Origin of the sequence: Pseudideonella sakaiensis, from assembly GCF_048320135.1 — a bacterium.
In the GTDB taxonomy this organism is placed as follows: Bacteria; Pseudomonadota; Gammaproteobacteria; order Burkholderiales; family Burkholderiaceae_C; genus Ideonella_A; species Ideonella_A sakaiensis_A.
In genome coordinates this window covers 699,651-712,480 of record NZ_CP182947.1, presented here as the reverse complement: position 1 = coordinate 712,480, position 12,830 = coordinate 699,651, and the positions used below count along the sequence as shown (strand labels likewise).

Sequence of the window (12,830 nt, the reverse complement as noted above, 5' to 3'; positions counted from 1 at the left end):
GCTGCCGTCATGGCGCGGCCTCGACGATGCGCACCGGGCGGCCCGGGCGCAGCCGTTGCACGCCTTCGACGACGACCGGTTCGCCGGCGCGCAATTCGCCGTCGATCAGCACCACGCCTTCGCGGCGGCGCAGCAGCTGAACTGGCACCTGCTGCGCCTTGCCATCGCGCACCACCCACACATGGCCGCCTTCGCGTGCCCATTGCAAGGCCAGATCCGGCACCTGCAGTTGCATGCCGCCGGGGAGATTCAGCCGCACGGTGAACGACATGCCGGGACGCAGCAGGTCGTTCTCGTTCGGCAGTTCGGCGCGCACGCGCAGGCTGCGCGTCGCCGGGTCGAGCCGGTTGTCGAGCTGCTGCACGCGGCCCTCGATCACCGTGTCGCCGAGCGCGGCGCTGCTGGCCAACACCGGATGGCCGGTGCGCACATGCGGCAGATAGGGCTCGGGCAGGTCGAATGCCAGCCGCAACCGGCGCCGGTCATCGATCACGGTGATCACGTCGTCGGGCGCGATGCGGTCGCCCGGATCGACCTGCGCCAGGCCGACGACGCCGTCGAACGGCGCGCGCACGGTGCGCTCGGCAAGCGCCTCAGCGGCAAGCGACTGTTCGACCTCGGCCGTCTGCAGCGCGCTGCGTGCCGCATCGATCACGCTGCCCGGCACCGCGCCGGTGCCGGCGGTGGCGTCGTAACGTGCAAGCAGGCGCCGTGCCTGCTCGACCTTCGCCGCAGCCAGTTTCAGGTTCAGCCGCTGGCGGCGGTCGACCAGTTCGAGCAGCGGCTGGCCGGCGCGCACCCGGTCACCGGCCTTGAAGCGCACCCTCGCGACTTCACCGGCAACTGCCGGTTGCAGGCTGGCCGAACGCAGTGCAAGGCCGGTGCCGACCGCCTCGACGATCATGCCGCCATCGCTGGTCACGGCGGGCGCGACGACCACCGGGACCGGGCGCTCCGCGTCGGTTTGCCGTGTCTGGTCAGCTGCCGGTTGCGCACGCCCCTGCGTCGATGCCCACCAGACGGCTGCGACGATCGCGGCGAGGCCCAGCGCCCAGAAGAGGAGGCGGCCCGGCGTGGAAAGGCGTGCAGGTTTCAAGATGCGGAAGTGGCGCCGGCCACCGCTGCTACAGCCGCGGTGCGCGTCAAAAAATTCTTCAAGCGCATTCTGCGTCGGCTTGGCAACCGACCGGCCCGTGCGGGTATCGGTTGGTTCTGCTAATGTGAACCGGCGCGGTCATGATGCGGCGGCTTCTTCGCCGAGTCGAGCAGGTAGTCGATCAGGTCGCGCTGCTCGGGCTTGCTGTCGTTCAGCACGACGCTGATCGCGCCGGTGACCTCGAGCACCGCCAGCTCGACCTGCGACAGCGCCACCGCGCCCTTGCTGCGCAACACCGCATACAGTTCGCGGCGGGTCGTCCGCTCCTTCGCCAGCGCGTCGAAGTCGACCTTGCCATCGCGCAGCAGGATGCGTGGCCGCGATTCGATGTAGTCGCGAACCGGGCGGAAGCGGCTGGCGGTTTTTTCGAGCAGGATCGTCAGCAGCGCGACGCCGAACAGGATCATCGCCGCAGCGGCGATCGGCACCTCCGGATACAGCATCACGTCGCCGGCCGCCGAGCCGAGCGCAATCATCAGCATCTGCTGCATCGGGCTCAGCGTCTCCTGCTCGCGTTTGCCGAGCAGCCGGACGACCAGCAGCAACAACACGAACAGCATCAGGATGCGCAGCCCGATCTCAGCCAGGAACATCGGCGGCGCCTCGCCGAGCATGATGCGGTGCCAGTCGAGCGGGGTGAAATTCTTGTCCATGACGGGTGCGAGGCGTTGCGGGTGGCCGCATTCTCCAGCAGCCTGTGGCCTAGCCTGCGAGCTACCCGGTCGCGGGATCGTCCGCGGCCTGCTATCTTCGAGGCCGGCCCTCGCTGCGGCGCGGCGCAGTCCGATCAGATCTTCACAACGGGAGTCACGATGGCATCACCGCCTGCCCTGATCATCGGTGCCGGCCCTGGCATCAGCGGCGCCTTCGCGCAAGCGCTGCGGGCCGCAGGCCATCCGGTTGCGCTGGCCGCGCGCGACATCGACAGGCTGCGGCCATTTGCCGATTCGCTCGGCGCGCAGGCCTTCCAGGTCGATGCAGCCTCGCCGGCGAGCATCGCGCAGTTGTTCGAATCGGTCGAACGCGAAATCGGTGCGCCCGAGATCGTGTTGTACAACCCGAGCGCACGGATCCGTGGCGATCTGCTGAGCCTCGACATCGCCGCGGCGAGCGCCGCGATCCAGGTGACCGCGGTCGGCGCGCTGGCCACCGCGCAGCAGGCCGCGCGCAGGATGCTGCCGCAGGGCCGGGGCAGCATCTTCTTTACCGGCGCGACCGCCGGCATCAAGGGGTTTGCGCGCTCGTCGGTGTTCGCGATGGGCAAGTTCGCGTTGCGCGGGCTGGCGCAGAGCCTGGCCCGCGAACTCGGGCCGGCCGGCATTCATGTCGTTCATTTCGTGATCGATGGCTCGGTCGTCAACGACGGCTCGTCGGATGGCGATTTCACCCCGCAGGCGATTGCTTCGAGCTATATCGCAGCGCTGCACCAGCCACGTGGTGCTTGGAGCTGGGAGATCGAACTGCGCAGCCACGTCGAGCCGTTCTGACCGAGTGCACGCGACGTGTTGCCTCCGACGCCAATCTGGCGTCATGTCCGACGCATCCCTGGCCGCGGCCAGCCTACGGTGGTTGAATCACAGACATGTCCGAATCCCAATCGATCACTGGCCGCCTGATCAGCCTCGCGCTGGTACTTGTCTGCGTGGCTTCGGCCGCCGCACTGACGATCGGCGGCGTCCGCCTGCTGACGCTTGGCGGCAGCGGTGTCTGGTATCTGCTGCTGTCGCTCGGTCTGCTCGCCACCGCGGCGCTGCTGTGGTTGCGCCGGCCGGCGGCCTTGTCGGTATACGCCGTGACGGCTGCTGCGACGCTGGTCTGGGCGATCGCGGAAGCCGGTGTCGAATGGTGGCCACTGGCGGCCCGGCTCGGTCTGGTGATCGTGATCGGCGTGGTGCTGCTGCTGCCGGTGGTTCGCCGTTCGCTGCGACGGCGCGGCCATCCGCCGCGGCGCGGTGACTGGTATGCACTGGCCGGCGTGATGGCGGCCTTCGTCGCGGTGGCGATTGCCGCCGGCTTGCGCGAGCCGCACCGGATCGCCGGCGCGTTGCCGTTTGCCAATGATCGGCAAAGCCTGCGTGCGCCGCGCAGCGATCCGATGCCGGCCGGCGAATGGCAGGCCTACGGACGCACCGGATTCGGCCAGCGGTATTCGCCGCTCGCACAGATCACCTCGGCGAATGCGTCGCGGCTGGAACTGGCCTGGCAATTCCATACCGGCGATCTGCGCGGCCAGCCCGGCGATCCGGTCGAGACGACCTTCGAGGTGACGCCGCTGAAGATCGGCGACCGGCTGTTCCTGTGCACGCCGCACCAGTTTGTCATCGCACTCGATGCGGTGACCGGCCGCGAGCTGTGGCGCTTCGACCCGAAGATCACCGGCGAGCTGGCCCTGCAGCACCTGACCTGCCGCGGTCTCGGCTACCAGCCGCCGGCATTGCCCGTCGATGGCGCAGCCGCATCGGCCGCCGGCGTCTGCGCGAGCAAGCTGTTCATGCCGACATCGGACGGCCGGCTGATCGCGCTCGATCCTGACAGCGGTCGCAGATGCGCGGCCTTCGGCCGTGGCTCTGGCGAAATCGATTTATGGGCCAACATGCCGAACAAGCGGCCTGGCGGTTATTACTCGACCTCGCCGCCGGTCGTCACGCGCAAGCTGGTGATCGTCGGCGGCACCGTGCTCGACAACGTCTCGGTGCACGAAACCTCCGGCGTGATCCGTGCATTCGACGTCGAGACCGGCGAACTGGTGTGGAACTGGGATGCGGCCGATCCGCAGCAGACCGCGCCGATTGCCGAAGGCAAGACCTATACGCCGAATTCGCCGAACAGCTGGTCGATCTCGAGTGTCGACGAGGAACTCGGCATGGTCTATGTGCCGATGGGCAACCAGCCGCCGGACCAGTGGGGCGGCCGGCGCAGCGCAGCGGTCGAGCGGTATTCGTCGTCGGTCGTCGCGCTCGATCTGCAGACCGGACAGGTCAGGTGGTTTTTCCAGACCGTTCACCACGACCTGTGGGACTACGACGTGCCGTCGCAGCCGAGCCTGCTCGACCTGACGATCCGCGGCCAGCGCGTGCCGGCGCTCGTTCAGCCGACCAAGCAGGGCGAGGTGTTCGTGCTCGATCGCCGCAATGGCGAGCCGCTGCTGCCGGTCGCCGAGCGGCCGGCGCCGCAGGGTGCCGCAGCCGGCGACTTCACCGCGCCGACGCAGCCGGTTTCCGCGTTGTCGTTCGACCCGCCCGCGCTGTCCGAACAATCGATGTGGGGCGCGTCGATCTTCGACCAGTTGTGGTGCCGGATCGCGTTCCGCAAGCTGCGCTACGAGGGCCGCTATACACCGCCGTCGACGCAGGGCTCGCTGATTTATCCAGGCAATTTCGGCGTCTTCAACTGGGGCAGCATCGCCGTCGACCCGCTGCGTCAGATCGCCTTCACGACGCCGAACCGGCTCGCCTTCATCTCGCGGCTGGTTCCGCGCGACGACGCGAGCTCGCTGGTCGTCAACGAGGAACCGCCGAAGGGCGCGCTGCCGGCGCTGAACGAGAATTTCGGCGCGCCATTCGCGGTCGAGCTGAAGCCATTCACGTCGCCGCTCGGGATTCCGTGCCAGGCACCGCCGTGGGGGCTGGTCGCCGGCGCCGACCTGACCAGCGGCCGCACCGTCTGGCAGCATCCGAACGGCACGGTGCGCGACCTGGCGCCGCTGCCGCTGCCGTTCAGGATGGGCGTGCCGAATCTCGGCGGTCCGATCCTGACTGCCGGAGGTGTGGCCTTCTTGTCCGGCACGCTCGACTACTACGTGCGCGCCTATGACGTGACCAGTGGCAATGAAGTGTGGAAGGCGCGGCTGCCGGCCGGCGGGCAGGCCACACCGATGACCTACCTCGGTGCCGACGGCCGCCAGTATCTGCTGGTGGTCGCCGGCGGCCATGGATCGATCGGCACCAAGGCGGGCGATTCGGTGCTTGCCTATGCCCTGCCGAGCCTGCGTTGAGTGATCGGTGCGGCGATGCGCGGGCAGATCCAGATCGGCATTTCCGGTTGGCGTTATCCGCCGTGGCGCGGCGTGTTCTACCCGCCGAAACTGGCGCAGCGGCGCGAACTCGAGTTCGCATCGCGGCAGGTGCAGACGATAGAGATCAACGGCTCGTTTTATTCGCTGCAGCGGCCCGAATCGTTTGCCGAATGGCGCGAGCAGACGCCGGCGAACTTCGTATTTGCGGTCAAGGGTTCGCGCTACATCACGCACATGAAGCAGTTGCGGGATGTCGAGGTCGCGCTCGCCAACTTCTTCGCCTCCGGCATCTTCGAACTCGGCAACAAGCTCGGACCGATCCTGTGGCAGTTTCCGCCGCGGATGCGCTTCGATGCCGAACGCTTCGCCGCCTTCTTCGAACTGCTGCCGCGCGATACCGATGCAGCAAGAACGCTTGCGCGCCGTCACGATGAGCGTGTCGACGGCCGCGCGAGCCTGCGCAGTGGCCGCAAGCGCCGGCTGCGCCATGCGGTCGAGATCCGGCACCAGAGTTTCGTCGACCCGAAGTTCATTGCGCTGCTGCGCAAACACCGGATTGCGCTGGTCGTTGCCGATACGGCCGGCCGATGGCCGCTGCTGGAAGACCTGACCGCCGACTTCGTCTACATCAGGCTGCACGGCGACGAGGAGCTGTATGCGAGCGGCTATGGGGAACAGGCGCTCGACCGCTGGGCCGAACGCATCGAAACCTGGGCCCGCGGCAGCCAGGTCGACGATGCGCGGCTGGCATCCGGCAAGGCGGCGCCGAAACGTGCGAAGCGCGATGTCTTCTGCTATTTCGACAACGACGTGAAGGTGCATGCGCCGTTCGATGCGAAGCGGCTTGCCGCACGGCTCGGGCTTGCCGATCAGTTCGGCGGATTCGGCGACGCGCCGCCGCCGTCGGAAAAGCGGCCGCGCGAACGCGGGCCGGCCTTTCCGGCGCGCAGCCGGGCTGCCGTCAGGAAGTCGACGCCAGCGAATCGATGATCGGGCAGTCGGGCCGGTCGTCGCCGCTGCAGCAATGCACCAGGTGTTCGAGTGTCGCCTTCATCGCCTGGATCTCCTGCAACTTCTGCTCGAGTTCCTGGATGTGCGCCTGCGCGAAGGCCTTTACCTGGCGGCTCGGGCGGCGGCGGTCCTGCCACAACGCGAGCAGTTCGCGGATCTGCTCGATCGAGAAACCGAGATCGCGGGCCCGGCGGATAAAACGCAGCGTATGCAGATCCTTGTCGCCGTATTGCCGGTAGCCGGCATCGGTGCGCCGTGCTTCCGGAAACAGGCCGACACTTTCATAGTGGCGGATCATCTTCGCCGAGACGCCCGATGCCTTCGATGCCTGGCCGATGTTCATCGCTTCCATGGTTGCCTCCTCAGGCGGTGGCAGCACGCGCCGATGCTTTCGGCTCGGCTGCCGGTTGATCGTCGGCCGCACCACGCCAGCGTCGCAGCAGCAGCGCATTGGCGACCACGCTGACACTGCTGAAGGCCATTGCGGCGCCGGCCACCACCGGGCTGAGGAAACCGAACGCCGCCAGCGGAATGCCGACGACGTTATAGGCAAAGGCCCAGAACAGCCCGCGCTTGATCGTCGAATAGGTATGGCGCGAGACATCGATCGCGTCGGCGACCAGCCGCGGGTCGCCACGCATCAGCGTGATGCCGGCGGTTTCCATCGCAACATCGGAACCGCTCGACATCGCGATGCCGACATCGGCCGCCGCCAGTGCCGGCGCATCGTTGATGCCGTCGCCGACCATCGCGACGACCTGGCCACCGGCGCGCAACTGCTGCACGACCTCGGCCTTGTCGCCAGGCAATACCTGGGCACGGACCTCGTCGATGCCGAGCGCGCGGGCGACGGCCTCGGCGCTGCCGCGGTTGTCGCCGGTCAGCATCACCGTCCTGATGCCGAGCTGCTGCAGCCGCTGCACCGCATGACGCGCTGCCGGCTTGATCGAGTCGCCAAATGCCAGCAGACCGAGCAGCTGCGCGCGGTCGCCGTCCTTGCGGATCAGCCACGAGATCGTCCTGCCATCGTTTTCCAGCCGCTTGGCCTCGTCGGCCAGCGCCGCCTGGTCGACGCCGTTTTCATCGAGCAGCCGGCTGCTGCCGAGCAGCAGCAACTGGCCTTCGACGACGCCCTGCAGGCCGCGGCCGGGCAGCGCCTTTGCATCGCTGGCCGGCGGGATCTGCAGCTGCTGCGCCTGCGCCTTGTCGAGCACCGCATGGGCCAGCGGGTGTTCGCTGGTCTGCTGCAAGGCCGCCGCGAGCCGCAGCAGCTGTTCGCGATCGCCACCTGCGGCCGGCTCATGGGCAACCAGCGACGGCTTGCCGATGGTCAGCGTACCGGTCTTGTCGAAGGCGACCGTCGTCACCGAGTGCGTCACTTCGAGCGCCTCGGCGTCCTTGATCAGGATGCCGTGGCGCGCCGCGACGCCGGTGCCGGCCATGATCGCGGTCGGTGTGGCCAGGCCGAGCGCACACGGGCAGGCAATCACCAGCACCGCCACCGCGGTGATCAGCGCATGTTCGACATCGCCGCTTGCGATCAGCCAGCCGACGAAAGTCAGCACCGCGACGACCAGCACGACGGGAACGAAGACCGCGCTGACGCGGTCGACGGTGCGCTGGATCGGCGCCTTCGCGGCCTGCGCCGATTCGACCATCCGGATGATCCGCGCCAGCGTCGTCTCGGCGCCGATGGCCAGCGTCTCGATCGTCAACATGCCGTCGGCATTGATCGAGCCACCGGTGACCTTGTCGCCAGTTGATTTCGAGACCGGCAGGCTTTCGCCGGTGATCAGCGATTCGTCGACATGGCTCGCGCCTTCGCGCACCTCGCCGTCGACCGGCACCCGCTCGCCGGGGCGCACCAGGACGGTATCGCCGACCGCCACCTGTTCGATCGGCAGCTCGATTTCGCGGCCATCGCGCCGCACCCGAGCCGTTGCCGGCCGCAATGCATTCAGCGCGCGGATCGCATCGGCGGTCTGCCGCTTGGCGCGGGTTTCCAGCCACTTGCCGAGCAAAACCAGCGTGATCACCGCGGCCGACGCCTCGAAATAGAGGTGCGGCATGCCCTCGCTGCCGTCGCGGATCAGCATGTACAGCGACAGCCCCCAGGCCGCCGAGGTGCCAAGCGCGACCAGCAGGTCCATGTTGCCGGTGCGGGCGCGCACGGCCTTGTAGCCGGCGCGGTAGAAGCGCGCACCGAGCCAGAACTGCACCGGCGTCGCCAGTGCCAGCTGCACCCAGCCATTGAGCATCCAGTGGATGCCGAACGGTTCGAGCAACATCGGCGCAACCAGCGGTATCGTCAGCAGGCCGCTGATCGCAACCGGCCACCATTCGGGCAGCTTTCGCGCCGGTGTCTGGGCCGTGGTCGACTGCTCGGGACTTCTCGCGACATAACCGGCCTTGTCGACCGCAGCGATCAAAGCGGCCATCTCGACGGTCGACAACGCGGTGACCTTCGCGCGTTCGGTCGCCAGGTTGACGGCAGCAGCAGAAACCCCCGGCACCTTCAGCAAGGCCTTTTCGACCCGGCCGACGCACGACGCGCAGGTCATGCCGTCGATCTGCAGGTCGTATTCGCTCGTCTCGACCTCGCAACCGGCCTTGCGCACCGCGGCTGCCAGCGCCTGCGGGTCGACGCCGGGCGTGGCCTCGACGTGGGCCTGCTCGGTCGCCAGATTGACGCTGACCTCGTTGACGCCGGGCACTGCGCGCAATGATTTTTCGACCCGACCGACGCAGGAGGCGCAGGTCATGCCGCTGACCTGGAGCCGGATCGCGGCATTGGCCGCTGCTGCTGAAGTTGTCATTGATCTTTCCTCCGATGGTCCGCTCTGGTTGAGTGTGCGGCGATCGTCATGGTTCCCATGATGGGAAGGTCAATGGGTTGGGAGGTCTCCCTTTTTGAAGAGGGGATTTGCACAACAGGTCATTGACCTTGCCATGGTGGAAAACTTTAGATTAACGCCATTCAACCACTCACCGGAGAACAACATGATCGCTTTCGAAGTCAAGGACATGACCTGCGGCCATTGCGTTAGCAGCATCACGAAGGCCGTCAAGGCGACCGATGCCGACGCACGGGTCAATGTCGATCTGGCATCGCACCGGGTCGAGATCGACTCGGCAAACGCCGATGCCGACGAACTGCGCGATGCGATCAGCGAGGCCGGGTATACGCCGGTGCCGGCCGCGACCTGATCCGGCGCTTCGATCGACAGAACAGCGCCCGTCGGCGCTGTTTTTGCTGTTCGCTCAGCGCACCAGATAAAACGCCATCTCGACCGAATCGGGGCGGCGCACGCCGCTGCCGATGAAGAGGTTTTCGGCCAGCCAGCGCCACGGCCCGTCCTGCACCTCGAACGACGGCGCGCAGCGGAAATAGACCAGCGCCGGGTCGACCGCTTCGCCGCGCACCAGCCGCTCGGTGACTTCGGGCGATGCGCGGCGCAGCGCGCGGTTGCTGACGAAGACCGCGGTGCCGTCAGCCAGCCGCAGCACATATCGCGCATCGAGTTCGGCGACGCTGTCGTTGCGCACCAGCTGGAAATCGGCGCCCGCGGCTTCGACGCTGCCGTGCAGCCGCGGCCCGTGCAGCTCGCCGCCGATGATCGGGATCAACCGCCGCCGGCCGGCGCCGACCGCGCCGATCTCGAGCGGCGCGGCGACGCGCACGGTCAGCCGCGCGACCAGTTCCAGTTCGGGTGCCGGCAAGTCGCTCATCGGCTCAGCGCTGCGGCATGTCCTTCACCGAATAGCCGAGGCTGACGGTCGCATCGGGCGGGATCGGTGGCATCGTCGCATCCCATTGCAGCCAGCGCTCGCGCATTGCCGCCAGCCGATCCGGCTCGCGCTTCGCATGGTTGGCGCGCTCGCGGGCATCGGCGTGGATGTCGAACAGGTATTCGTGTTCGTCGACCTTCAGGTATTTCCAGCGGCCGTCGCGCAACGCGCGCTGCTGGCGATGCTTCATGCGCCAGAACAGCGGCCGCTCGAACTGCGTCGTCGGATCGCGCAGCAGGGCTTGCAGCGACACACCGTCGAGCGGGTAATCCGGATCGGGCCTGCCACCACCGAGCTCGAGCATCGTCGCCGACCAGTCCATCGTCATGCAATGCTGGCCGCTGACCGAGCCGGCCGGAATGCCGTTCGGCCAATGCGCGATCCACGGCACGCGGATGCCGCCTTCGGTCAGGTCCATCTTGCCGCCGACCAGCGGCCAGTTGTCGGAAAAGCGCTCGCCGCCGTTGTCGCTGGTGAAGACGGTCAGCGTATCGTCGAGCAGATCCTGCTCGCGCAGGGCCAACACGATCTGCCCGATGCCTTCGTCCATGTGGTGGATCATCCGGCGATAGGCGTCGACATTGCCGCCGTGCAGGTGGAACAGGTTTGCGGCCACCTCCGGCGCGACATCGGCATCGTCGCGGGTTTCCCACGGCCAGTGCGGCGCGGTGTAGTGCAGGCTGAGAAAAAACGGCTTGCCGGCCTTCGCGTCGCTGGCCATGCGCTGCACATAGTCGACCGCGCGGCCCGAAAAAATGTCGGTCAGATAACCCACCTCGCGGTGCTCCTGCTCGCCGAGGTAGAGGTCGTGGTCGCCCTTGCTCGAACAGTGCGTGAAATAGTCGACGCCACCGGCCATGATGCCGAAGAATTCGTCGTAGCCTGAACGCAGCGGACCGAACGACGGCGGGTAGCCGAGGTGCCATTTGCCGACCAGTGCGGTGTTGTAGCCGGCCTTGCGCAGCTGCGAAGGCAGCGTCGGGATCTCCGGCGGCAGACCGAGCGTCGTGCTGCCCTTGCTGCCGCTGTGGATCGGTTCCTCGAGCGCGCCGCGCAGCCGGTACTGGTAGCGCATCGTGATCATCGCGAACCGCGTCGGCGAGCAGACCGGTGAATTTGCATAACCCTCGGTCAGCCGCAGGCCGCCGGCGGCCAGCGCATCGATGTTCGGCGACACCACGCCGAAGCTCGCATCGCGGCCGCCGTAGCAGCCCAGATCGGCATAGCCGAGGTCGTCGGAAACGATGAAGATGATGTTGGGTTTCATGCGGTGGTGAGGTTCGGCATCGGTGCCGCGCGGCGCTGGCGCGGGCTTGAAGCGTATCACCGCCGACATCCCGCCAGGCCGCGGCTCTGCCGGTGTCGTGCCGAGGCTCAGGACGAGCGTTCGCCCGGGCTCTGGTAGTTCGGGTCCTCGCCGTCCGAATAGTCGTGCTGGCGCAGGAACAGCCATTCGAGCACAAAGATCGCCACGATGCCGACGCCCGCCCACAGCAGGATCATCGGATCGCGCAGCATCTTGATCCACAGGAAGGCGCCGAGCACGATCACGTCGAGCCCGATCGCAGTCAGCACGACCCAGCCCTTCGCACCGGCCTCGTCGCGCAGGTGGCGATACAGGCCCCAGTGGATCGCAATGTCCATCACCAGGTAGAAGATCGCGCCGAGCGAGGCGATCCGGCTCAGGTCGAAGAAGACCGTCAGCAGCGCCGCGGTGACGCAGATGTAGACGAGCATGTGTTTCTGCACCGTGCCCGGCATGCCGAGGTGGCGGTGCGGAATCAGCTCCATCTTCGTGATCATCGCGAGCATCCGCGAGACCGCGAAGACGCTTGCCAGCAGGCCGGAAGCGGTCGCGATCACCGCAACGGCGATCGTGAACCAGACGCCGTAGCGGCCGATGCCGATGCCGCGTGAGGCCTCGGCGAGCGAAAAGTCCTTCGCGTTGACGATTTCGTCGATCGTCAGCGTCGAGCCGACCGCCCACGACACCAGCAGGTAGACGACAAGGCAGATTGCCAAAGAGATGATGATCGCGCGGCCGACATTGCGCTGCGGATTCTCCAGTTCGCTGCCGCTGTTGGTGATTGTCGTGAAACCCTTGTAGGCGAGGATGCCGAGCGCAACCGCGGCAACGAAGCCGGCGATGCCGCCTTCGGCTGCGTCACCTGCCGACGTGGCGCCGCCGCCGATCGAATCGGCCGGTTGGAAGGAGAAGCCGGCCAGCGTCAGTGTGATCAACGCGAAGATCACGATGCCGCCGACCTTCACCAGCGCCGATGCAACCGAGATCCGGCTGATCAGCTCGTTGGTCGCGACATTGACGAGGTAGGCGAAGACGATCAACCCGACGCCGAGAATGGCGACCCAGTTCGAGTTCTCGTCGACGTCGAAGGCCTGCAGCACATAGGTTCCGAAGGTCCGCGCGACCAGACTCTCGTTGATGATCATCGAGAACACCATCAGCAGCGCGCAGCCCGCGGTGACGAGGCTGCGGCCATAGGCCTTCTTCAGGAACATCGCGATGCCGCCGGCCGATGGCCAGGCGTTGGCCATCTTCACGCAGCTGTAGGCGCTGAACGCGCTGACGACCGCGGCGAGCAGAAAGGCCAGCGGATACAGGCCGCGCGCCAGTTCGGCGACCTGCCCGGTCAGCGCGAAGATGCCGGCGCCGATCATCACGCCGGTGCCCATCGCCACTGCGCTCCAGAGGCTCAGGCTGCCCGACTCATATTGTTTGTCCTTGCCCATCGCTGCCCCATGGTCGAGGCAGCCGCCGCCGGTGGCGACGGCTGCGCGGAAAACCGTAGGGACAAATCGGGGAACGAAAGTTCCGTGTGGGGTGCCGACAAAAAAAAG

Annotated in this window: 11 protein-coding genes; 4 read left to right on the top strand and 7 right to left on the bottom strand. The window is 67.1% G+C overall.

Features of this window, described 5'->3' with window-relative positions; translation table 11 throughout:
* Nucleotides 1–7: 7 nt before the first annotated feature.
* On the bottom strand, nucleotides 8–1,096 hold the full coding sequence (locus tag ACNH6H_RS03120) for an efflux RND transporter periplasmic adaptor subunit (protein ID WP_418315548.1): 1,089 nt from the start codon (nucleotides 1,094–1,096) through the stop codon (nucleotides 8–10).
* A gap of 119 nt (nucleotides 1,097–1,215) precedes the next feature.
* A complete protein-coding gene (locus ACNH6H_RS03115; protein WP_418315546.1) occupies nucleotides 1,216–1,809 on the bottom strand; it encodes a DUF421 domain-containing protein in 594 nt (197 codons plus the stop codon).
* Between the two features lie 159 nt (nucleotides 1,810–1,968).
* Between ACNH6H_RS03115 and ACNH6H_RS03110 the strand changes: the two genes are divergently transcribed.
* The 3 genes from ACNH6H_RS03110 to ACNH6H_RS03100 all read left to right on the top strand — a co-directional run bounded on the left by ACNH6H_RS03110 (nucleotide 1,969) and on the right by ACNH6H_RS03100 (nucleotide 6,161).
* Complete coding sequence (locus ACNH6H_RS03110; protein ID WP_418315545.1) at nucleotides 1,969–2,643, top strand: SDR family NAD(P)-dependent oxidoreductase; 675 nt, start codon at nucleotides 1,969–1,971, stop codon at nucleotides 2,641–2,643.
* Nucleotides 2,644–2,738: 95 nt separating this feature from the next.
* Nucleotides 2,739–5,150, top strand: a complete 2,412-nt coding sequence (locus tag ACNH6H_RS03105) for a membrane-bound PQQ-dependent dehydrogenase, glucose/quinate/shikimate family (RefSeq protein ID WP_418315543.1) — start codon at nucleotides 2,739–2,741, stop codon at nucleotides 5,148–5,150.
* A 15-nt stretch (nucleotides 5,151–5,165) separates the two neighbouring features.
* Nucleotides 5,166–6,161, top strand: a complete 996-nt coding sequence (locus tag ACNH6H_RS03100) for a DUF72 domain-containing protein (RefSeq protein WP_418315540.1) — start codon at nucleotides 5,166–5,168, stop codon at nucleotides 6,159–6,161.
* Here the strand turns inward: ACNH6H_RS03100 and cueR are convergent.
* Together cueR and ACNH6H_RS03090 are read right to left on the bottom strand one after the other, a co-directional pair.
* The gene (cueR, locus tag ACNH6H_RS03095) at nucleotides 6,133–6,525 is read right to left on the bottom strand and encodes a Cu(I)-responsive transcriptional regulator (protein WP_418321201.1); all 393 of its coding nucleotides are present in this window, start codon (nucleotides 6,523–6,525) and stop codon (nucleotides 6,133–6,135) included. The two genes, ACNH6H_RS03100 and cueR, sit on opposite strands and share 29 nt — an antisense overlap.
* Before the next feature lie 19 nt (nucleotides 6,526–6,544).
* Nucleotides 6,545–8,998, bottom strand: coding sequence for a heavy metal translocating P-type ATPase (locus tag ACNH6H_RS03090; RefSeq protein WP_418315538.1), 2,454 nt, complete (start codon nucleotides 8,996–8,998; stop codon nucleotides 6,545–6,547).
* Between the two features lie 184 nt (nucleotides 8,999–9,182).
* On the opposite strand from ACNH6H_RS03090, the gene ACNH6H_RS03085 reads away from it, so the two are divergent.
* Entirely contained in the window at nucleotides 9,183–9,389 is a 207-nt protein-coding gene (locus tag ACNH6H_RS03085) for a heavy-metal-associated domain-containing protein (protein ID WP_418315537.1), read from the top strand.
* Nucleotides 9,390–9,443: 54 nt separating this feature from the next.
* On the opposite strand, the gene ACNH6H_RS03080 is transcribed toward ACNH6H_RS03085, so the two are convergent.
* The 3 genes from ACNH6H_RS03080 to ACNH6H_RS03070 form a co-directional block, all read right to left on the bottom strand.
* Nucleotides 9,444–9,911: a DUF3237 domain-containing protein gene (locus ACNH6H_RS03080; RefSeq protein WP_418315536.1), complete on the bottom strand. Its 468-nt coding sequence runs from the start codon at nucleotides 9,909–9,911 to the stop codon at nucleotides 9,444–9,446.
* Nucleotides 9,912–9,915: 4 nt separating this feature from the next.
* Entirely contained in the window at nucleotides 9,916–11,238 is a 1,323-nt protein-coding gene (locus tag ACNH6H_RS03075) for a sulfatase (RefSeq protein ID WP_418315534.1), read from the bottom strand.
* A gap of 107 nt (nucleotides 11,239–11,345) precedes the next feature.
* On the bottom strand, nucleotides 11,346–12,722 hold the full coding sequence (locus ACNH6H_RS03070) for an APC family permease (protein WP_418315532.1): 1,377 nt from the start codon (nucleotides 12,720–12,722) through the stop codon (nucleotides 11,346–11,348).
* Nucleotides 12,723–12,830 lie beyond the last annotated feature (108 nt).

Excerpts from the sequence above, each read along its gene's own strand:
- ACNH6H_RS03115 (WP_418315546.1), bottom strand. The coding sequence starts at position 1,809 with ATGGACAAGAATTTCACCCCGCTCGACTGGCACCGCATCATGCTCGGC.
- ACNH6H_RS03110 (WP_418315545.1), top strand. The coding sequence starts at position 1,969 with ATGGCATCACCGCCTGCCCTGATCATCGGTGCCGGCCCTGGCATCAGC.
- ACNH6H_RS03105 (WP_418315543.1), top strand. The coding sequence starts at position 2,739 with ATGTCCGAATCCCAATCGATCACTGGCCGCCTGATCAGCCTCGCGCTG.
- ACNH6H_RS03100 (WP_418315540.1), top strand. The coding sequence starts at position 5,166 with ATGCGCGGGCAGATCCAGATCGGCATTTCCGGTTGGCGTTATCCGCCG.
- cueR (WP_418321201.1), bottom strand. The coding sequence starts at position 6,525 with ATGAACATCGGCCAGGCATCGAAGGCATCGGGCGTCTCGGCGAAGATG.
- ACNH6H_RS03090 (WP_418315538.1), bottom strand. The coding sequence starts at position 8,998 with ATGACAACTTCAGCAGCAGCGGCCAATGCCGCGATCCGGCTCCAGGTC.
- ACNH6H_RS03085 (WP_418315537.1), top strand. The coding sequence starts at position 9,183 with ATGATCGCTTTCGAAGTCAAGGACATGACCTGCGGCCATTGCGTTAGC.
- ACNH6H_RS03080 (WP_418315536.1), bottom strand. The coding sequence starts at position 9,911 with ATGAGCGACTTGCCGGCACCCGAACTGGAACTGGTCGCGCGGCTGACC.
- ACNH6H_RS03075 (WP_418315534.1), bottom strand. The coding sequence starts at position 11,238 with ATGAAACCCAACATCATCTTCATCGTTTCCGACGACCTCGGCTATGCC.
- ACNH6H_RS03070 (WP_418315532.1), bottom strand. The coding sequence starts at position 12,722 with ATGGGCAAGGACAAACAATATGAGTCGGGCAGCCTGAGCCTCTGGAGC.